This is a genomic window from Acrocarpospora corrugata, assembly GCF_009687845.1.
Classification (GTDB): domain Bacteria; phylum Actinomycetota; class Actinomycetes; order Streptosporangiales; family Streptosporangiaceae; genus Acrocarpospora; species Acrocarpospora corrugata.
Genome location: NZ_BLAD01000084.1, coordinates 45,073 through 65,868, shown reverse-complemented (window position 1 = coordinate 65,868; position 20,796 = coordinate 45,073). Strand labels below are relative to the sequence as shown.

Genomic DNA, 20,796 nt, shown 5'->3' with positions numbered 1-20,796 from the left:
TTGTTACTGATGAAGAAACGACTCGAGGTGGGATCGTAGGTACTGACGGTGTCCTTGCCATCGCCGTCCCAGTCACCCGTGATAGGCAACATCGGGCTATTGCCGTAACTGAAGACCGGCCGGGTGGAGCCAGTGGCGTTCTGATCGTCGGACAGGTAGAAGTCCAGCACCCCCAGATCGACAGAGCCGCCGCAGTTGCGGCTGGTGACGTTCCGGTAGGTCTGGTTGTTGGCGCTGCCGTACGAGACACCGTTGAACGTGGGCTTGACCCGCTCGGCGCCCGCGAATCCCCAGGACGCCTCCCCGTTGCCGTTCGCGTCGTAACCGAGTTCGAAGTGGAGGTGGGGATGGTTGTTGGACGTGGGCCCTGTGCGGCCGACCCTCCCGATGACGGCGCCCTGCTGGACCGTGGCGCCCACGTTGACGGCCCGGGACTGCAGGTGCAGGTAGGTGGTGAAATAGCCGCCACCGTGATTGATCTGAATCACGTTGCCGGCGTTGTCGTGGTAGTACGACTTGTTGACCGTGCCGGCAGCGGGTGCTGACAGCGTGGCCCCCTCGGTGCCCTGCTGGTCCGGTTCCTTGACCATGTCGAGCCCCGGGGCGTGCCCCCAGGTGTCCAGCCGCCACTGCTGGCCGCAGGGGAAGGGCAACTGGAGGTTCGGGGCGGCCATGGCGGCCGCGCCGTGCGCGGGAAGGTTCGGCAGGCCGCCGATGAGGACGGTGAGCGCCGCCGCGGTCACCGCACTCACCCACGCGGGGTGCCCTGCTCCTCGCTGCCGGGAACGGCGGGAAATGAAGGGGCGCATGATCATGCTCCTGACGGTCGAGTGATCCTGGCGGCCGGGGCGGGCCAAGCCAGATTTGCGATCTTCTTCGGATGACGGTCATCACCGTGACCGGCCGTCTGTCCCACAGCAAGGGACGTGGGAAAACTCAGGAACAACGGGACAAGGAGCTGCATTAACCAGCGCGATCCCGTTCGAGTTGGGATGGGGTGGGATATGTCCAGAGATGCCGCTGATCCTGCTGTTAGCCTTCGGGATGTCGAACTCGGGGTCGGAACTCGAGGAGCCAGGTTGTCAGAGCCCTCTGCAATCGAGGATTTGGCCACGTATCTACGCCAGTTGAAGGACAAGACCGGCCGTAGTTACGACGCACTCGCCAGGAGACTCGGCGTCGGCAAATCCACCCTCCACCGCTATTGCTCCGGAGAGGGCGTGCCGCCGCGCTTCACGCTCCTGGAGCAGTTCGCCAAGGAATGCCGGGCGAGCCAGGCGGAGGTCATCGAACTACACCAGCGATGGGTACGGGCGCAGACCGTCCAGGCGCCCGAACCGGAAACCGGCGCGGACCAGCCCGTCGAGCGACCGGAAGGCCGCGAAACGGCACCGGACCAGCCGCTCCCCCGTCGCCGGACTCCCCGCCCTCGGCGCGAGAATCGCGCGAGTCTCCGCCGGTCCTGCCCAAGAGACGCGCGTGGTCGACGCTGGCGTGGCTGGCGGCCCTGGTCACGGGCGCAATCCTGATCTGGCGCCTCGGTGCGGACTTCACGGCGGACGCGGAGACCGCGCATCTCTGCACTGAACGCAGCGGAGTCAAGCACGCCGACGCCAGACAAGGCGGGGTGTGGACCAGGGACTTCGTGTGCGTCAACCGGCCCGACACGCCGCTCTACCTCAACGTGGGCAGCACCGAGAAGATAGCGGTCCTGGACACCCCGAAGAGCTGGTTCGTCTGCTGGGAGCTCGGACGTGTCCAGGGTGACGGGGGAAGGGTCTGGTACTACACCCGGGGAGACCGCTCAGAGCCGGGCAAGGAGCGCTGGGAAGGGTGGGGCTTCGTCGGAGCCAAACATGTCGACGCCACCATCCACCCCCTGCCGAACATGCCGCGATGCCACAAGCCAGATGTTGGGGACGGCGATCTGAGCTGAACCGCCCCGGCCGTCGGCCATGAGGGTGAGGGGGCCGGAGGCTGGTAAGAAATCGAAGGATGCCAGTGGGATACTGAGCTGGCGCGGTGCAATATCGGTGAAGCGCTGGGGCTCCGGCACGAGGACGTCGCGGCCGCCGAGCGGGAGCTGACCATCTGGCCGCGCACCAACGACAACGGGGCGCGCACCAAGTCCAGGACATCGCGGACCATCCCGGTGAGCGGGGACCTTATCCGCCTCTACGCCGACTACCTGCACCAGGAGTACGGCGATCTCGACTCCGATTACGTGCTGGTGAATCTGTGGGGGCAGCCCTACGGGCGGCCGTTGACCTACTCTTCGGCCTACGATCTCGTCCTACGGCTACGCCGCCGGACTGGACTCGACTTCGACCCGCACTGGTTCCGTCACACGACGGCGACCAGGCTGCTCCGAGAGGGCGTCCCGGTCGAGGTCGTCGCCAAGATCCTCGGCCATGTGTCGCTGACCACGACGACCGCCACGTATGGGCACCTGACCGTTGAGGACGCCGCAAGGCGCTCGAAAAGGCGGGCTGGTTCACCGGACGGGAGGTGCGGCTATGACCTCGCCTGTCTCGCTCACCAATGCCGCGGCGGTTGAGCAGCAGACGCGGCCGCCCCGTTCCGCGGTCCCGCAGTGGCGGGAGCTCCCGTGGGAGCACGAGTACGGCCGCGACGTCTGGCGGCTCCGTGAGCTGGGCATCCGTGACCGAGAGATCGCTAATCTCCATTTCACCGACATCCCCCAGCCCTGGCTGAAGGACCTGGCCAAACGGTGGCTGCCTCAGCCGTAGATGTTCGCGGGCTGGGCCAGGTCGACCGACCCCTTCTGGAGCGCTACCTGGCCTATCTGCAGGTCGAGTTGGGCAGCACACGCACGGTGCGGCGGCACATGATCGGGCAGCTGAACTTGTTCTTCACGGCGATCCGCCAGCACGGCTGGGCTAGTGGCCTGCAGATCAGCGCGATGTTCTTCCCCGAGGACATGCCCAAGGAGGCCAAAGCGCTACCCCGCGCGCTCAGTGAGCACGTCATGGCCCAACTCGAAAGGCCGGACAACCTCAAGCGGTGGGACGACCCGGCCGGCGAGCTGATCACGATGATCCTGATGCGCTGGGGCCTGCGGGTCCGAGACGCGCTTCGCGTAAATGAAGCAACTCACCGATCTCCTTCAAGGTCAATGAGTGGTTCGTCCTCGCTGACGAAACAGCCGCCTCCACCAACTGACTCCTCGAGGAGCAATTTCGGAGACGACGGCCTCCAGATTCCCCCTGACGACACGAGTCGCCGTTCTCGTGGGTGACGGTGGTGATGGGGTGCGGTGGCGCGTTTATATATCGCGTCCCATGGCGGCTGCGGCTGCCAGGATGTTGACGTAGTCGCGCAGACGGGTGATCTGCCCGTTGCGCACGGTGAGCACAGCGAGGTTGGGAAGCGCGAACTCGCCGGTGGATGCGCTCGTCCCGAGGGCTTCCTGCTCGACGATGATCGTTTCCGGATCGTAGGTGTCGTAGATGGCAAGAGTACGGTAACGCTCATACTTCAGCGGGTTGGCCTTCCACCCTGCGGTTATCCAGTTCACGATTTCGTCGCGGCCCTCAAGCTGGGACGGCACGCCTGGGGCGGTGAATGGGAATTCATGGACCGCGTCGACTGCGTACAGACGGCTCATGTCATCGGCGGACTGGCTGATAGCGGCTTGGCGGAGACTCTCCAGGACCTCACGCGCACCGGCTTCTTGCTCGCCGAGTGCCGCTCGCCTGGCAGTCGCCTTGCGGTAGCTGATCTTCCAGCCGTCGGGTTGGCGCGTGACGATGTCGTCGTAGACGACACTGCCGGCCGTTCCGTCGGCCCTGATGCCGACTCCTTTGGATTGGACCCGCGCCGAGCGATCGTCGATCCGAGTGATCACGATGTTGGTGACGTGATGACCGACCGGATTGGCTTCGCCCAATGCGAGCGCGGCCTCACGGATGGCCGGGGTCCCGTGCAACGAGCCGCGGCCGTAGTCGTCCAGGTCATAGGTGACATCTGGGGTGAACAGCTCACCCGCTTGGTCCAGCTCACCGGCGTCCGTGAGGTGGCCGTGGAGATTGATCAGGTCGTTGATGTCGATTCGGTCTTGTTCCGACAGCGACATGGGGGCGGCCCCTCCATGCTTTAGGTGAGTCATGCCAGTAAGGTGAGGCATAGTCCGGTTAGATGGCCACGGTAACGGACTGTGTCCCCGGTTAGCAAGGGTGTGGTGATTGCGCTGGCAGGTCACGAGTCGCGGCCGCGTACCAGGCGTCCGAGGCGTGCAGACGCCCGACGTAACTATGGGCAGTTGGTCGAGCAGGCACGAATTGCGTTCGCCGAGTTCGGCGTGGACGCCTCCTTGGACGAGATCGCTCGGCGGGCAGGGGTGGCCAGCGGGACGCTGTATCGGCATTTCCCCACTCGGCTGGATCTCATAGAGGCGGTGCTCGCCGAGCAGATAGCCGAGTTGGTCGGCCATGGTCGCGGGCTGCTGACGGTCGAGGACGAATTCGACGCGTTGTCCACTTGGTTGCGTGCTGCGCTCATGCATGCCTTGACCTATCGAGGTCTGTCGGCCGCGGTGATGAACTCGGCGCTCGACCGTGGGAATGGCCTGGTATCGACCTGGCATGCGGAGTTGTTCGAGGTGGGGGCTGCGTTGCTGGCGCGGGCGCGGCAATCAGGCGCGGTCGTCGCCGATGCGGACGAAGCGGATGTGCTGAAGATGGTCGGCGCTATCGCCTGGGCCGCCCAGGACACCCCGGACAGCTCAGCTCAAGCCGACCGCCTGCTCGCCCTCCTCATGAGCGGATTACATCACGGCGGCGTCCAGCGATGACCAGGCTGTGCGTCAATCCATTCGGGCGGATGCGTCAAGAGTGAGACACCGCCCAGATGTGTCAGGTCAAGTCTGGATCCCCTTGACGAAGGCGACCGGGTAGTAAATACCGGGGGTCGATGCCACATCAGGGGATTTAGGCGACGGCCCCCACGGCTCGGCCATGCCGTCGATCGCGTGTCCGAACCGGGTCACGTATCTTCGGCGGGCGTCTTGTTTGGCTTTATGGCGTTTGGGCCAAATAGGGCGGATGTTGGTGGGTTGGGGCTGGGCTTCAGCGCGGTGGTGGGAACCGTTGGGGTGGTGGCGGCAGTGGGGCGAGTGTCATGCGTGGTGTTCGACTATGGGTCGACGCTGACTGTGCCAGGGGCGAAGGTCGATCCGGGACTGAAGATGAGGCCCGTCGATCCCGTCGCCATAGTGGCCTTGCGGCGGCTGCACACGGCCGGTCTGCGGCTGGTGCTGGCGTCCAACACCAAGACCGAACAGGACCGGCGCCTGGCGTTGCGCCGCGCCGGCATCGAGGACGTCTTCAAGGTGGTGTTGCAGTCGGCCCAACTGGGGGTCGCCAAGCCCGCGCCGATCTTCTACCGGATGGTGATCGCCGCCGCCGGGTGTGCCCCGGAGCGGATCCTGTTCGTGGGGGACAACATGGCGGGGGATGTCGTGGGTCCGCTGGGCCAGGGGATGAGCGCGGCCCTGGTCCGGCCTGACGGGTTGGGGCCTGGGGAGGTGCTGCCCGGCGGCGCGAAAATGATCCGCCATGTCCGTGAAGTGGGGTTTCCTGGGCATAATGGAGATCATCATTGAGACATCGGAACGACCGGGCGCTCACTGTGAATCTGGTCAGCTATGCGACCCGATGCGGCTCGCCGAATACCGGGTCAATCTGGATTTCGGTCTTGACGATATGAGGCTCATAAGTCACGCGCTCCCACTGTCAGATCAGTCCGAGGGGTTCGTGGACGACGACGCCTGACAAGGGGGATTTAGGTGACTTGCGAGATATAACGCAGGAACTGGCCGCCACAAGGACGGCCAGTTCCAAGAGTCATCACTGGAACCGCCTGCTGACCAGGGGGTTCAGGACGCACAAGGCCACTGGGGCTCTACTTCCAGTTGCGACGCCGCTCGAAGCATGCCCTTCGTGGTTGCCGGCTCGGTGACGATTCAGGATGACAATTCTATTTATCAAGTAAATTTTTTTCTGCGCTCAGCCAATGTAGTGCGAGGTCGATTTCTGCTGCGCCGGCTCCGTTGCCGACTGGATCTTCCCCACTAGTAGTGACATCCAGATGTTTCCTCCGAGAACCATCGGCAGGAGGCCGAGGAGGAGTGCAGCGATAACGTACTTCAATGGACGCATAATCGCGCTCCTTGAGATAAATCATTTGGACTTTCCATGCACGCTGAAGAGCATGCTTCATATCGGCCTTTATTGTCGCCATGCGGGGTGGGTCGTCCTACGTCCACGCAAGCGATGTGAGGCACCATAGTGGTTCGGTTCCACACTAGGCAAACCAGGCGGTGACGGTCAGCTTGGAAGCACGCCCGAGCTACGTTTAGAAAAGTTGGCCTCGTGAATGGTCGGCCGACCAAGTCTATTTCGGGCCATTCGGGACATAATGGGCTGACTAGGATTCGGCGGCACGCCTTCGCGTGGTCAACCGGGACTGTGTCTCCATCGCCTCGGGAACCCCAAGGATCTCGAACAGGGCCAGGGCTTGGCGCCAGTGCTCCTCTGCCCGTTCGCGGTCGTGCGTCTGGACCATCGAGGTGCCTAGCCGATCGAGGCAGCGGGCCTGGACGTATAAGTCCTGAGTGAGATGGCCGAGCCGCAGCGCCTCGCTGTAGCGACCTTGAGCGATCTCGTGCTTGCCGGCACGTAGATTCACGTCTCCGATACCGAGGAGCGCGCGGCTCTCTATGGAACGTTCGAATATCTCCCGCGAGATTGTCAGCGCCTTGTGGTGATGGATCAGAGCCTCACCGTCGCGCCCCATCTGGCCGAGACAGGACCCAATGTTCGTGAGTGTGTCGGCCTCGCTCCGGCGGTCACCTATCTCCTGGGAGATTCGCAGAGATTTCCGATAGTAATCGAGTGCCGCGGTGAACTCTCCGGTGTACTGGTGTACGTTCGCGCGGTTATTGAGCCAGACCGCGTGATGTTGGCGGTTCATTTCAGGGCTGATCGCGATGGCCTGCTCAAGCAGATTCAGAGCCGAGGCTGCCCGCCCCAACTGAAGTTCGGTCTCGGCGATATTGTTGAGGGTGACCAGTTGGCCGGCGGTGTGGCCGAGTTCCTGGAATGCGATGAGTGCTTCCTGCAAATGTGTCACTGATTGGGCATAGTTCCCGCGGTGCCAGGTGATTTCCGCGAGCAAATTCAGGCTCGCCGCCTGCCCGGGTAGATCCTGAAGTGATCTCCGTATGTCCAGCGCTCGACGGCAGCGGTCAAAGGCCAGATCCAACTCTGACCGGTGCAGATGGATCTGACCGATCCGGTCGAGCACCTCGGCGACTCCGGACTGGTCGTCCAGGCCGGTGCGGATGTCCAGCGCCTCGGTCGCGTGCAGGAACGCCTGATCGTAGATTCCGGAGCGCCATAGAACCTTCGCGAGATCGGTCAGCGCACGGGCCAACCCCGCCGGGTCCGCCAACTCCCGCCATCCGCTGACGGCGTGTTCGTGTAGGTATGCGGCTTCCTTCCAATACCCACCGGTCTCAAGGAATTTGCTAAGAATGTGCGGCAGCAACGCCGCATGTTTCGGCCACCCATTTTCCCCGGCATATCGGACGACCTGTCGGAGATTGTCGAGTTCTACTTCCAGCCATTCGCGCGCCGCGTCGGCCGAGGAGAACCCGGTGGACACCTCTGGCGGATGGGCGACCTCCGGTACCGGGCGGGTGCGGTCCGGATGGAGCATCCGGTCGGCCTGGTCGCAGACGTACAGGTAGAGATCGAGCAGGCGGCTCAGCGCGGCACGGACCTCGTCCACGTCATCCGTGCCGGTAAGTGAACGGGCGTACTCGCCGAGCAGGGAGTGAAAGCGGTACCGGCCGTCGCGGTGTTCGATGAGGTGATGGTCGAGCAGGCCGTCGAGGAGGTGTTCCGCGGCCGGGCCGTCTTCGGCCAGCAGGGCGGCGGCGCAGTCGACCGTGATGTCCGTGCCCGGATGCAGCGCGAGGAACCGGAAAGCGTGGCGGTGGCGGCTGTCGAGCGCGTCGTAGGAGAGCTGGAAGGCGACCGTGATCGCCCGGTTCTCGCCGCGCATCTCGGTGAGCCGGCGGCGGCCGTCGCTGAGCCGGGCCACCAGGTCGCTCACCCGCCAGGACTGCCGGCCGCGGAACTGATGCCCGGCCAGGGTGATCGCGAGTGGCAGGTAGCCGCAGAGGCGCGCGGCCGTGGCCACCTGGTCGGTTTCGCGGTTGAGTGGGCTCTTGATGATGCGGCCGAGAAGCTCGGTCGCGTCATCCTCCGGTAGCGGGCGCAAGGTGAGAGGCAGCGCGTCGTCGAGCCCCGTCAGACGCCGCCGGCTGGTGATCAGGACGAGGCTGCCGGGGGTGCCGGGCAGCAGGTGGCTGATCTGCTCGTGGCTGGTGGCGTCGTCGAGGATGATGAGGACGCGGCGCCGCGCCAGCTGAGCCCGCCACAGGGTCGCCCGTTCGTCCAGCCCCTGGGGGATCTGCTCCTGGGGGATGCCGATTTCGCGGAGCAGTTGGCGAAGGGCGCCGGCCGCGTCCACGACGGTCTGCTCGGCATCGTGACCGTGCAGCCGGACATAGTGCTGACCGTCCGGGAACTGCGACTCCAGCAGGTGGGCCAGATGCAGGACCAGGGCGGATTTTCCGACTCCGGGCATCCCGTCGACGCACAGGACGGTGACGGCGGTGGTGTGCGCGGCGGCCATGGCGGTGAGCCGGGAGAGTTCCTCGGTTCTGCCGGTGAAGATGGACAGGTCGCGGGGCAGGCGGGCGGGTGCTCTGGCAGGGCGTGGGCGGGGGAGCAGGGCCGGGTCGTTGTTGGAGATCCGTTGGAGGAGTTCGCGGAGTTCGGGGCTGGTGCTCAGACCCTGGTCGTCGAGGCGCTCCTTCGTCTCGTGGTAGAGCTCGATGGCGTCGGTTTGCCTGCCGCTGCGGTGCAGGGCGAGCATGCGCATGGCGACCAGGCGGCCGTTGAGCGGATGGCGGAGGGCGAGTTCGCCCAGTTCGGCGACGAGTTCGGCGTGGCGTCCTGAGCGGAGTTCGAGCTTCACCCGGCCGATGACGGCGGAGAGCAGTTCCTCCTCAATGGTCCTGCGGGTGCTCTCCGCCCAGGAGCCGGACAGGCCGGCCAGCGGTTCGCCCTGGGAGAGCTGGGCCGCCTCGCGGAGCAGCCGGATGGCCTGTTCGTCGTCGCCGTTTTTCTCGGCGGTTCGCGCCCGGGTCCGCAGCCTCCGGAACCGATGGAGATCCACGCTGTCCGGCTCGGTCTCCAGAACGTACGCGCCGGACCGGGTGAGGAGTTTCGTCCCGCTTTTAGCCAGCCTTTTTCTGAGCCGAGACATGGGCGGATAAATTTGGGACCGTGCTTCCGCGGGCGGATTACCGTCCCATATGCGATCTATAAGGGAATTGAGCGACACCGGTTGGCCCGGGGTGAGCAGCAGTATGGCCAGGAGGTGGCGTTCCCGCGCATGCCCAATGTCGACAGGCCCGTTTTCGGACAGGGCCTGAATCTGCCCTAGGATACGAAAATCCACGTTAAATCCCATTGCAGGGAACGTTTGCCGGGATCTTTTCATCTCCGGTCCCCGAAATCCAGTGGAATCGCATTCTGGCCGTCATGACAATGTCAGTAAGGTCCCCGCAAGGTTTCCGCAATGTACGGCGTGGACGCTCACGGTGAGGCGATCGGGGGTCGCCGAGGACTGGATGAGCGAGGGGGCTGTAGAAGCGTAATGCCGACTCAGGAATGGTGCCGGGTACCGGTGGGGCGGGACGCCCGACGGTGGGCGACCCGGGGGAACTGCAAAACGCTGCTGGTGATCGTGCACACGGTCACCTCAGGGCAGCGGCTGATGGACGTGGTCGAGCTGGTCGAATCCGATCTGCGGATTCAGGTCATGTTCACGATGGCGCCGGACGTATTCAACAACGGCGTCGAGGAGTTCGTCGAAAGTATCGGAGCCCTGCTGCTGCCCTGGCGGCAGGCCGTGACAATGTCGTTCGATCTGGCCATCGCGGCCGCGCACGGGTCGGTGCACGAGGTGCACGCGCCGCTGATCGTGATGGAGCACGGCACCGGATTCAACAAACGGGTGTCGCCGCCGCCGGGCAAGCAGAACATGGGGGAACGTTCCACTTACGGCCTGGACGCGCAGCGCCTGATCCGGGACGGCAGCGTGGTCGCGTCCTCGATCGTGCTGTCCCACCAGGCCGAGCTCGGGCGGTTGGGGCGGGCCTGCCCGCAGGCGGTCCCGGTGGCCGAGGTGGTGGGCGACCCGAGTTTCGACCGGCTGTCGGCCAGCAGGCCCGGCCGGGACCGCTACCGGCGCGCACTGGGGGCAGGGCCGCGCCAGAAGGTGGTCGCGGTGAGCTCCACCTGGGGGCCGCACTCGCTGTTCGCCAAGCGGTCCGGCCTGCTGTCGCGCCTGGTCGACGAGCTGCCGGCCAGCGAGTACCTGGTGGTGGCGCTGCTCCACCCCAACGTGTGGTTCGGGCACGGACCCTGGCAGATCCTGACCTGGCTGGCCGACTGCCAGCGCCGGGGGCTGCGCGTGCTGATGCCCGAACAGGACTGGCGCGGGGTGCTGGTGGCGGCCGACTGGGTGATCGGCGATCACGGTTCTGCGACCCTCTACGGGGCCGCCATCGGGGTGCCCGTCATGCTGGCCAGCTTCGAGGCGGCCGAGGTGGCCCCGGAGTCGCCGCTCGCCGAGCTGGCCGCCGTCGCGCCCCGGATCAACCGGGACCGGCCGCTCCGCAGCCAGCTAGACCGGGCCGTGGCCGCGCTGGAACCGGACCAGTACCGGCGGGTGGGGGAGCGCGTCACCTCCGCGCCCGGCCAATTCCACCGCAACATGCGCCGCCTGCTCTACCGGCTGATGGGCCTGCGGCAGCCCGCGACGATCCCGGTCGCCACGCCGGTCCCGATGCCGTTCGTCATCGCGCACCAGGAAGGATGATCATGCTGGTCGAACCGCCCCGCCGAGGTGATGACATGGGCCGGACCATCGTGGTGGCGGGCGCCACCAGTTTCTACCTGTCACTCGGGGTGGAGGGGTTCCCTATCCGGTATCTCCCGACCTGTACGCCCAGGTGGTTGTCGGGCGGGGTATTCGGCGCCGCCGCGCACATCGCCCGCACGATGCGCACGCTGGGCGGCGACATCCGCCTCTGCACGGTCGTCGGGTCCGACATCGTCGGCGCCGGCATCCGGGCCGAACTCGACCACGACGGCCTGCTCGGCCCCGGGGTGATCCCCGGCCACGGTTCGTCGATGGGCGTGGTGCTGGTCGGCCCCGACGGGCGTCGCATGGGGTATCCGCATCTCTCGCCGGTCAACGACGTCGAGTATCCGTACGAGACGTTCGCGGCCCAGGCCCAGGGGGCCGACCTGCTGGTGATGACGAACGCGAAGTTCGTCCGCCCGCTGGTCGCCCGCGCGGACCTGCTCGGCATCCCGATCGCGGTGGACACCCACCTCATCGCCGACCTGTCCGATTCCTACAGCCAGCCGTGGTTACGAGCGGCCAGAATCGTCTTCTCCAGCCACGAGCGTCTCCCCGTCCCGCCGGAACTGTGGATTCGTCAGATCTTCGAGCGATACCCCCGTTGCCACCTGGTGGGGGTCGGCCGGGGACCGGAGGGCGCGATGCTGGGGCTGCGGGACGGCCGCTTGGTCACCGTGGACGCCGCCGCCCCCCGGGGCGTGGTCAGCACGTCCGGTGCCGGGGACGCACTGTTCGCCACGTTCCTCCACTTCTGGGTGTTCACCGGGGATCCCGTACACGCGCTGCAACGGGCGGTCCTGCACGCCGGCTGGAAGATCGGGGATCGCATCCCGGGGAAGGTCGCATTGACCCTCACCGAACTGTGCGCCCTCCCGTCGTCACCGACCGAGGTGTCCCGGTGGGACGTCTGAGGAGGTGACCTGGCGGAGCCGCTGGTCGATCTCGGCGGTGTCGGAATCCATCCCCGCCAGCAGTACGCGGGCCAACCAGTAGTACTCGGATGCCTTTTCCAGCTGTCCAGACCTTTGGGCTACCAACCCGAGGGTCTGGAGGGCGAAGGCTTCGCCGTCGGGAGACTTGATCTCCCTCATCAGCTTCAGCCCTTGCTGGAGGTGTTCTTCCGCGATGCCGGGCTGGTCCGAGTGTGCGAGCCCGAGCAGGACCAAAGCTCTCGCCTTGTTGTAGGGGTCACCATCCAGGGCGGTGAGCGCTCCGGCCAAGAGCGGCGCGGCCTCTCCACGGCGTCCATCCTCGATCATCGTGTGCGCGAGGTCACATGTGGCGCGCGCGGCCGCCTGGGGCTCTCTGGTCGCGTCGTAGCCCTTGATCGCCGTCCGGAAGAGGGCGGCGGCTTCCTGATATCGGCCGCAATCCAGCTCCACCAGCCCCAGCCGGCGGTACGCGCCCGCGATCCGGTAGTTGTCGTCCAGCTGACGCCAGATGTCCAGCGCGAGCTCGAAATGTTTCTTGGCGTCGTCATATCTGGCCTGGGCGCGAAGCGAGTGACCGACCCGGTTCAGCATCTTGGCCTCCCCTTCGAGGTTGTGGCACGCCTGGGCCGCTAAGAGCCCGAGCTCTTCGATGTTCAGCCGTTCCACTTGGTAACCACGGTGCAGGAACAGAGACCACAAGGTGTCGACCAGGTGCCAGGTGTCCTCGTAGAGGTGGTGTTCGAAGGCCAGCTTGGCGGCCGTTCGGATATTGCTGTACTCCTGGTGCATCCAGTCCAGTGCGGCCGCGGGGCTGTTGAAGCTGAGGTCCGAGTCCGGAACGGGAATTCTGCGGGAAGGCTTGACCGAGCGAGAGGCCGACCGTGCGGACTGGACATACCAGTTCACCGCACGTTCGATCGTTGTCCGGAGTTCGGACGGGTCCGTCGAGTCGGCCATTTCCCGCGCATGCAGGCGCACCAGCGCGTGAAAGGTGTAGCCGCGTCCGGGCACGTCGTCCAGAAGGTTGGCCTCGATGAGCCGCTCGATCAGCGGTCGGACCTGGTCGGGACGCTGATCGAGCAGGGCCGCCGCCACCGAGTCATCAAATATCACGCCGGGAAAGCGCCCCAGCGCTCGGTACAGGCGCGCCACCTCATCCGGTAGGCGCCGGTAGGACATCCACAGCGCAGTCCGAACTCCCCTGTTCTCGGCGGACAGTCGATCCAGTCGTTGCTTCTCCTGCGCGAGGTCCCGGACCATGTCCGACAGCGCCAAGTGCTCCCGGCCGGCCAGTCGCGCCGCGACGATCGACAGAGCGAGCGGAACCCCCTCGCACAGGGCCACCAGCTCATGTGCCGACTCCGGCTCGCGCTCCAGACGCGCGGGATCGACGATCTGGCGGAGCAGGTCGAGCGCGTCGTTTCTGGAGAGCGGCCGTAACTGGATCAACCGGGCGCCGTCACAGACGAGTCCGACCAACTTCTCTCGGCTGGTGACCAGGACCATGCAGTCACCGGGCACCAGGTCAGCCACCTGTGCGGCCGAGTTCGCGTTGTCCAGGACGACGAGGACGCGCCGGCCGGCCACCAGGGACTTGAAAAGGGCGGATCTTTCAGCTGGATTCGCTGGGATTCGCTCGTGTGCGATCCCGAACGCGCGGATGAACCCGGCGAGGATGTCAGCCGGATTCAGCGCCGCCACTGGCGCGTACCCCTGCAGGTCCACGTAGAGCTGGCCATCTGGGAAGCCGGCGATCATGTTGTGTGCGCAACGGACCACGATCGAGGTCTTGCCGACCCCAGGAGATCCGGTCACGAGGATCACGCGCGTGGTTTCGGCGGCGAGCTCCCGGTGGAGCGAATCCAGTTGCTCCCCGCGGCCGACAAGCGTGCATGGACGCGGGAGTTGCTGAGGCGGGGGTAGCCGAGCGCCGATGTGCGAGTTGACATCGCCGATCAGCGTGTGAATCTGCAGCGCCGGGCCCAGAACGGTCCCGTCGATCCGGTTGACACGTTCGTAGGTTAAGCCGCCGTCACCGGGATTTCGGCGCATGGCCCTGGAGGCGGAAGTTCGTTGTCGAGATCATCATCAATGGTTTTATCACCGATTGGTCTACCAGCTGTCCGGTATGCGGAGGCATCCGATGTCTGGAAATAGCCACAGAGAAGTAGCCGAAAATCTATAGACGATCATCCAAGTATGGGTTTGACCGTATCGCCTGATTCGCGAGGTTATTGCACTGGTGATATTCGTCTCCACCCTCGGTGGGTAGTGGCGGAGGCGCACCAAATCCTGACCAGCGGATCCAGCCGCTGACATGGAGAAACGGGCGGGTCTCCAGTCTCACGGAGCCCCGCTGTTCTCGTCGGCGCGCACTGGTTGTGGACCAGGCGAGCCGGATTGAGTAGGGATGTACTCATATGCCGGACCGTAGATCGTGTCCATACTCGTAATGTGACCGTTCTGCTGACTATCACTGCCCAGGACTCAGCTGACGGGGTCCGCGACCTCTACGCGTGGCTCCGGGAGGAACAGGAACTTCGTGGCCTCGTCCGCGTGGTCGACGCGGAGATCGAGCCCGGCGCGCTCGGCGCCGGAACAGACGGGCTCCAGGTGCTGCTCGGCGCGGGAGGCGCCGTGGCCACCATGGCGACCGTAGTGATCGCGTGGCTGCGGACCCGGCGCGGGGAAGTCAGCGTGAGCCTGACCAGGGGCGCTGAGGAGACCCGGGTCGAGGTGACCGCCAAGGGCGTGAAATCGCTGGACGTCGCGGCCGCCCGCGCGCTGACCAGCCACATCGCCGAAGTCCTCCGCGAGACCGCCCCCAACGGCAACCAAGGCGATCATGGCGGGGGCTGAGCCAGGGCGGGCGATGCTCGCGGTGCCCGGGGCGCGGGTGCTGATCGTCGGATCGGGGACCTACGCCGCGGGGTCGACGCTGACCACCGTTCCCGCCATCCCGGACACGGTCGCCGATCTCGGGCGCTGCCTGGTGGAGCGCTCCGGGCTGGATCCCTCGCACCTGACGACCCTGGTAGACCCCCAGGACCCCCGTGAGTTCGCCCGCGCCCTGGCCCGTACGGCAGGCGAGGCCAGCGAAGTCCTGGTCGTCTACTACGTCGGCCACGGCCTGGTCAGCCCCCGAAACGAGCTGCATCTCGCCACCTACTCGACGATCGACCTGACCGAGGGCGTCCCCGCCTACGAGGCACTCCCGTACGCGGTGATGCGGGAGGTGCTGACCGACTGCCGGGCGCCGCTGGTGCTGGTCGTGCTGGACTGCTGCTTCTCCGGGCGGGCTCAGGGGGTCAGCCGGGGCGACGTGGACGAGGTGTTCAAGACCACCCAGCGGTCAGGGGCGTACGTGCTGACCTCGACGAGCGGCGACGAGGTCGCCTGGGCTCCGCCGGGGCGGCGGCACACCGCGTTCAGCGGGGCGCTCATCGACTTGTTCACGGCGGGTGACGCCACCGCCCCTCGGTGGCTGACCCTCGACGACGCCTACCGGTCGCTGTCGCGGACCCTGACGGTTGCCGGCCTGCCCGAGCCGCGGCGTCAGGCCACCGACTACGGCGACCTGAAGGTGCTCGCCCCCAACGCCGCCTACCTCGGCGTCGCCGGCTCGCCGGGGGAGCGGGTGGGTGAGTTCAGCCCCTACCGTGGGCTGACCCCCTTCGGCGCGGACGACGCCGACTTCTTCTTCGGGCGGTCGGAGCTGACGCTCTCGCTCATCGACCGGGTGGCCGGGCAGTTCTCGCAGGCCGGCCCGCTCGTGGTGACCGGCCCGTCGGGGGCGGGGAAGTCGTCACTGCTCTACGCCGGGCTGGTGCCCGCGCTGGGGGGCTCCTCGCGGGCGGACGGCAGCGCCACCGAGTTCATGATCCTCACGCCGGGGAACGATCCGCTGAGAACGCTGGCCGAGCGGTTCGCCCAGGCCGACGGCTCCCATCCGATGGACCTGCGGGAGCGGCTGCTGGCCGACCCGGGTCACTTCAGGACCTTACTCAGGAGCGCGGCGGCCGACTCCACCCGCCGCGCGGTCCTCATCGTCGACCAGTTCGAGGAGCTTTTCACGCTCTGCCCCGACGAGCAGAGCCGCCGGGCCTTCGTCCAGGCGCTGGACGCGGCCTGCGCCGACCCGGTGGAGGACGCGCCCGCCGTCGTTGTGATCGGCGTGCGGTCGGACTTCTTCGGGCACTGCGCCGCCTATCCCGAGCTGGTCGCCGCCCTCGGCCGGCCCGTGGTCGTCAGCCCGATGACGCCGGCCCAGCTGCGGGAGGTCATCGAGGGGCCGGCCATGCTGAGCGACCTCACTCTCCAGGACGGGCTCGTCGACCTCCTGCTCGAAGACCTCGGCACGAGCGCCGAGCTCAGCTCGGTCGGCGCCGGACGGGTCCTGCCGCTGCTGTCCCACGCCCTGCTCGCCACCTGGCACCACCGCGAGGACAGGACGCTGACGCTGGCCGGCTACCGGGCCACCGGCGGGATCAAGCGCGCGCTGGCCCAGACCGCCGACGAGACCCTCAAGCGCCTCGACCTGGGCGACCACGAGACCGCCCGGCGGCTCCTGGTCCGGCTGGTCCGGTTCGGCGAAGGCACCGAGGACACCCGCAGGAAGGTGCCGGTGGCGGAGCTGCTCCCGTCGGCCGCCTCGGCCCAGCATGACGACGCCCGGCATGTGCTGGACCGGTTCGTGCACGCGCGGCTGCTGACCGTCGACGACGACGGCGTGGAGATCACCCACGAGGCGCTGATCCGCGCCTGGCCCCGGTTCAGGGCCTGGATCGAGGCGGACCGCACGGCCCTGGTGGTCCGCCAGCAGCTGGGCGAGGACGCCGTCAAGTGGCAGCGCAACAAGCGCGACCCCGCCTACCTCTACACCGACAACCGGGTGGCCGACGCCCGGTCCGCCGTGGCGGACCCGGCCGCGGAGCTGTCCGGCCTGGAGGCGGAGTTCCTGGCCGAGAGTACGCGGCGGGCGCGTCGCCGTACCAGGGTCACCTATCAGGTCATCGCGGCCCTCGCGGCCCTGCTCGTGCTGGCGATGTCGGCGCTCGTGTACGGGACGACGAAGAACGTCGAAGCCGTCGAGCAGCGTGACGACGGCATCTCCCGCCGGGTCGCGGAGACCGCCCGCCGGATCAAGGACCCGCTGCTGGCCGCCCAGCTCGCCGTGGCCGCCCACAAGATCGCGCAGACCCCGGAAGCGCGTAGCGCGCTGCTGCGAACCCTCACCCACCCCATCGGCACCGCCGTCTCCGGCCACACCCACTCGGTGGACACCATCGCCTTCGGCCCCGGCCGAGGGACGATGGCCACGTTCTCCAACGGTGATGGAACGGTCCGGCTGTGGAAGACCGGCGGGGCCGCCGGACCGGTGACCGTGAAGGTCCTGGGCGGCGAGGCGCAGTCGATCCTCGGGATGGCGCTGAGCAGCGGCCGGCCGGTGCTGGCCACCTGGACCGACAAGGCCGTCGAACTGTGGGACGTGAGTGACCCGGCCAAGCCGGTCCTGGCTCGGAAGGTGCCCGTCGCCAAGGGCGTCAACCTCGTCGCGCTGAGCGCCGACGGCCGCCGGCTGGCGGTCGCGATGTCGCCGGGAGACTTTGACCAGCTGATTCAGGTCTTCAATATTGAGAATCCCGCGAAACCGGTCGCGGGGGCGAGCGTGACCCTCACCTACCGGGTGCGTACCAACAGCGGTTCCACCAAGGAGAGCCCCAAGGACCACCTCGTGCTCAGCCCGGACGGCAGGACGCTGATCGGCCAGGCCGTCGAGGAGCTTCAGCTCTGGAACATCGCCGACATCAACGCGCCGGCAGGGCTTGCCCCGGTCCGCGGCGACGCGGTGGCCCTCACTATCTCCCCCAACGGATCGGCCCTCGCGATCAGCCGGGATTCCGGCGCGGTGGAGTTCTGGGACGTCGACAGCGAGAACCGGGCCCCCCGGGCCCAGGTCCAGATCGGTACCGTGGCGGTGAACCATCTGGCGTTCGACGACAAGGGGACCCGGCTCGCCACCGCGTTCGAGGACGGCGAGGTCCGGCTGTGGACCCGGATCGGCACCAGGTTCCCGGTCAGCAACTACCGTTTCAGGACCGGCGGGGACGCGCTCACCGCGCTCAACTTCGCCGCGGACGGCGACAGCCTGGTCACCGGCTCCCTGCTCGGCACCCTGCGGCAGTGGAACCTGGCCGACGTGGCCAGGTCCGCCGCCTACACCGTCAAGGGAGCCAGGCCCACGGGGGACGCTAAAACGAACACGATCGGGATCGCGTTCAGCCCCACTCGGCCCGTCCTGGCGACGACGTCGGACACCGTACGCCTCTTTGAGACGCGCGGCCCCAAGCTGCTCCCTTACGCCCCGCTGCCGGAGGCGCCCTCCGACCCCAACCTCCTGCTGGTGTTCAGCAAGGACGGGAAGACGCTGGCCGCCATGTCCGAGACCGAGATCAAGGTGTGGCTCTGGGACGTGACGGATCCGTGGCGCCCCGGTCGGCCCAGGATCTTCGATTTCGGGTTGCCCGCCGAGGAGGAGACCCCCATGATCCTGCTCAGCCCGGACGGCCACACCTTGGCCAGCTGGGCCAGCGAGGGCGGGACCCAGCTCTGGGATTTGATCGGCCCCTCGGGGCGCGCGGTCAGGCGGGGCCGTCCACTGCCGTACGAGGCGGGGACCAGCGGGCTGCACACCTTCAGCGCGGACGGCCGCGTGCTGGCCTCCGGCGGCGGCTTCTCCGACATTCGGCTGTGGGACCTCGACAAAGGGGGCGAGCCGGGCATCATCCGGGTCAGGGTGGAAAGCAAGGACGCGATCTTCAGCCCGGACGGCCGGATCCTGGCGGTGGCGCTGGGCAACCAGACGCTGCAGTTCTGGCAGATCACCGACCGGCTGCGGCCCGCGCTGATGGCGACCATCGACGTCGAGGTGGCCGACCCCCAGGACACCCCCTACATCTGGAGCAGATGGGCGTTCAGCCCGGACGGCCGGACGCTGGCGGTCACCGCGTCGGACGGCACGATCCGGCTGCTGGAGATCTCTGACACCGCGATCCCGATCGACGCCGGCGCGCTGGTCGGCCACACGGATGATCTCTTCGGGGTCGCGTTCAGTCAGGACGGGCGGACCCTGGTCTCCTCGGCGCTGGACGGGACGGTCCGGCTCTGGGATCTGGACATCACGCGGGCGGCGGAGCGGATCTGCGAGAACGTGGGAAACCAGATCACCAAGGGCGAGTGGGAGCTGTTCGTTCCGCTGATCCCGTACGAACGGCCGTGCGCCGCCGCCTGATCGCGCATTGAGGGCGGGTAAAACATTGGCCTTCTTTTGGTCTGATATGGGCGGATTGGTGGGTGGTTGCTCTCCTGATGACTACTCTTGACAACGTCCTGACCTGGGCTTTTGCAAGGAGGGGGATTGTGGTGGGAGGCGGATGGGCATCTCTTCTGCCGCATTCGGTTCGCGCGCGTACCACGTTCGGTGTCGCGGTGATGGCGTTGATCTTCCTCACCGTGATCGGTGTCAGCCTCGACTTTCTGGTCCTGGACAGGGTCCGGGTTCAGGCTTTCCATGAGACACAGCGAGCCTCCACCGAGTGGATCGGGTCCTTCGCAGCGGACGGGATACCGTCGGCGACGTCGTCGTCGACCAGTGTCGACCTGCTGCAACTCGTCGACTCCGGCGGCCAGGTGGTCGCCGCCAGCGAGGCGGCGGCGGGCCTGCCGCCGCTGAGCGCGCTGCGGCCCCCGGACGACGACCGGATCCAGGACGGCACGGTTTGCTCCCCGGAAGGCGGGTGCATCCTGTTCACCGCCAGCCGGCTTCTCCCCCAGACCAACCGTCTGATCCCGGGGGGTGAGGCGCATTTCGTCTACGCCGGCATGCGCCAACCGGCCATCCTGGTCTCCCACGGCCTGGAAGTCGCCACCGCCGCCGGAGTGCTGCTGGTCACCTTCCTCGTGGCGTGGGGAAACTGGCGGTTCGCGACTCGGCTGATGAGCCGGGTGGAGGCGATCCGGGAGCGGATGTCGGAGATCACGGTGAGCGACCTGAGCCTGCGGGTGCCCCAGCCGCCGGTGTGCGACGAGTTCGGGCGCCTCGCTTTCACCGTCAACCAGACGCTGGCCCGTCTGGAGGAGTCGGTGGAGCTGCAACGCCGCTTCGCCTCCACCACCTCCCACGAGCTCAGAAACCCGCTCGCCGGCCTGCACGCCCAGCTGGAGGAGGCGGTCCTCTATCCCGGCGACGTCGACCCCCGCGAAACCGTTCACAAGGCCCTGTCGGTCACCGACCGGCTGGTGGCGATCGTCGACGACCTGCTGGTGCTGTCCCGTCTCCGCGCCGGCGCCCCCGCCGTGCACGAGCCGATCGACCTCAGCGCCCTGATCGCACAGGAGACGGCGACCCTGGCGGACGGCGTGCCGGTGCACGTCCACATCGACCGTGAGGTGAAGGTCTGGGGCAACCGCATCCAGCTGATCCGGATCCTGAGCAACCTCGTGGCCAACGCCCGGCGGCACGCCGACGCCGAAGTCGAGGTCACCGCCGAACGCACGGACGACCAGGCGGTGGTGACCGTGACCGACGACGGCGACGGCATCGCCCCCCAGGACCGCGAACGCGTCTTCGAACGCTTCGTCCGCCTCGACGCCGCCCGCCGCCGCGAACCCGGCGGCAGCGGACTCGGCCTGGCCATCTCCCGAGACATCGCCCAGGCCCACAAGGGAACCCTGCTGGTCGAGGACGCACCACGAGGCGCACGCTTCGTCCTCCGGCTGCCATTGATGGACACGGCGGACGGGCCCGCGACGTAACCCTCGGCAGCCTGGCCGGCCC

At 67.0% G+C, this 20,796-nt stretch carries 17 protein-coding genes; 12 read left to right on the top strand and 5 right to left on the bottom strand.

What is annotated here, in order from left to right; all coding sequences use genetic code 11:
• Positions 1-809: M23 family metallopeptidase (locus Acor_RS33130; RefSeq protein WP_174876231.1), on the bottom strand; the 809-nt coding region annotated here is incomplete at its 3' end.
• A gap of 183 nt (positions 810-992) precedes the next feature.
• Here Acor_RS33130 and Acor_RS46460 point away from each other — a divergent pair.
• From Acor_RS46460 to Acor_RS33105, 5 genes are all read left to right on the top strand, one after another.
• Positions 993-1,529 carry a helix-turn-helix domain-containing protein gene (locus Acor_RS46460; RefSeq protein ID WP_155340713.1) on the top strand — a complete coding sequence of 179 codons (537 nt, stop codon included), beginning with the start codon at positions 993-995 and terminating at the stop codon, positions 1,527-1,529.
• Between the two features lie 98 nt (positions 1,530-1,627).
• On the top strand, positions 1,628-1,936 hold the full coding sequence (locus Acor_RS33120; protein ID WP_155340712.1) for a hypothetical protein: 309 nt from the start codon (positions 1,628-1,630) through the stop codon (positions 1,934-1,936).
• A 51-nt stretch (positions 1,937-1,987) separates the two neighbouring features.
• Positions 1,988-2,557 (top strand): tyrosine-type recombinase/integrase, encoded by a 570-nt coding sequence (locus tag Acor_RS33115; protein ID WP_218034630.1) that lies wholly within the window; start codon positions 1,988-1,990, stop codon positions 2,555-2,557.
• Positions 2,517-2,750: a hypothetical protein gene (locus Acor_RS33110; RefSeq protein ID WP_155340711.1), complete on the top strand. Its 234-nt coding sequence runs from the start codon at positions 2,517-2,519 to the stop codon at positions 2,748-2,750. Before Acor_RS33115 ends, Acor_RS33110 begins: the two co-directional genes overlap by 41 nt.
• Positions 2,732-3,259, top strand: coding sequence for a hypothetical protein (locus tag Acor_RS33105; RefSeq protein ID WP_155340710.1), 528 nt, complete (start codon positions 2,732-2,734; stop codon positions 3,257-3,259). Before Acor_RS33110 ends, Acor_RS33105 begins: the two co-directional genes overlap by 19 nt.
• A 27-nt stretch (positions 3,260-3,286) precedes the next feature.
• Here the strand turns inward: Acor_RS33105 and Acor_RS43555 are convergent, their stop codons facing one another.
• Positions 3,287-4,096, bottom strand: coding sequence for a nuclear transport factor 2 family protein (locus tag Acor_RS43555; protein WP_218034629.1), 810 nt, complete (start codon positions 4,094-4,096; stop codon positions 3,287-3,289).
• A gap of 186 nt (positions 4,097-4,282) precedes the next feature.
• Here Acor_RS43555 and Acor_RS33090 point away from each other — a divergent pair, with 186 nt between their 5' ends.
• Positions 4,283-4,813, top strand: coding sequence for a TetR/AcrR family transcriptional regulator (locus Acor_RS33090; protein WP_218034628.1), 531 nt, complete (start codon positions 4,283-4,285; stop codon positions 4,811-4,813).
• A gap of 393 nt (positions 4,814-5,206) precedes the next feature.
• Positions 5,207-5,623, top strand: a complete 417-nt coding sequence (locus Acor_RS33085) for an HAD family hydrolase (protein ID WP_218034627.1) — start codon at positions 5,207-5,209, stop codon at positions 5,621-5,623.
• A gap of 374 nt (positions 5,624-5,997) precedes the next feature.
• On the opposite strand, the gene Acor_RS33080 is transcribed toward Acor_RS33085, so the two are convergent.
• Positions 5,998-6,261, bottom strand: a complete 264-nt coding sequence (locus tag Acor_RS33080) for a hypothetical protein (protein ID WP_155340708.1) — start codon at positions 6,259-6,261, stop codon at positions 5,998-6,000.
• 186 nt (positions 6,262-6,447) lie between these two features.
• The gene (locus Acor_RS33075; RefSeq protein WP_155340707.1) at positions 6,448-9,597 is read right to left on the bottom strand and encodes an AfsR/SARP family transcriptional regulator; all 3,150 of its coding nucleotides are present in this window, start codon (positions 9,595-9,597) and stop codon (positions 6,448-6,450) included.
• A 240-nt stretch (positions 9,598-9,837) separates the two neighbouring features.
• On the opposite strand from Acor_RS33075, the gene Acor_RS33070 reads away from it, so the two are divergent.
• Together Acor_RS33070 and Acor_RS33065 are read left to right on the top strand one after the other, a co-directional pair.
• A complete protein-coding gene (locus Acor_RS33070; protein WP_246239476.1) occupies positions 9,838-10,980 on the top strand; it encodes a hypothetical protein in 1,143 nt (380 codons plus the stop codon).
• A 2-nt stretch (positions 10,981-10,982) separates the two neighbouring features.
• Positions 10,983-11,939, top strand: coding sequence for a carbohydrate kinase family protein (locus Acor_RS33065; RefSeq protein ID WP_170317192.1), 957 nt, complete (start codon positions 10,983-10,985; stop codon positions 11,937-11,939).
• On the opposite strand, the gene Acor_RS33060 is transcribed toward Acor_RS33065, so the two are convergent.
• Positions 11,907-14,012 (bottom strand): ATP-binding protein, encoded by a 2,106-nt coding sequence (locus Acor_RS33060; protein WP_155340704.1) that lies wholly within the window; start codon positions 14,010-14,012, stop codon positions 11,907-11,909. The two genes, Acor_RS33065 and Acor_RS33060, sit on opposite strands and share 33 nt — an antisense overlap.
• A 402-nt stretch (positions 14,013-14,414) precedes the next feature.
• Between Acor_RS33060 and Acor_RS33055 the strand changes: the two genes are divergently transcribed.
• The 3 genes from Acor_RS33055 (at position 14,415) to Acor_RS33045 (ending at position 20,774) form a co-directional block, all read left to right on the top strand.
• Positions 14,415-14,819, top strand: a complete 405-nt coding sequence (locus Acor_RS33055) for an effector-associated constant component EACC1 (protein WP_155340703.1) — start codon at positions 14,415-14,417, stop codon at positions 14,817-14,819.
• Complete coding sequence (locus Acor_RS33050; protein WP_155340702.1) at positions 14,806-19,251, top strand: caspase, EACC1-associated type; 4,446 nt, start codon at positions 14,806-14,808, stop codon at positions 19,249-19,251. The genes Acor_RS33055 and Acor_RS33050 overlap by 14 nt, the downstream gene beginning before the upstream one ends.
• Positions 19,252-19,451: 200 nt before the next feature.
• Positions 19,452-20,774: a HAMP domain-containing sensor histidine kinase gene (locus Acor_RS33045; protein ID WP_218034626.1), complete on the top strand. Its 1,323-nt coding sequence runs from the start codon at positions 19,452-19,454 to the stop codon at positions 20,772-20,774.
• The last annotated feature ends 22 nt before the right edge of the window (positions 20,775-20,796 follow it).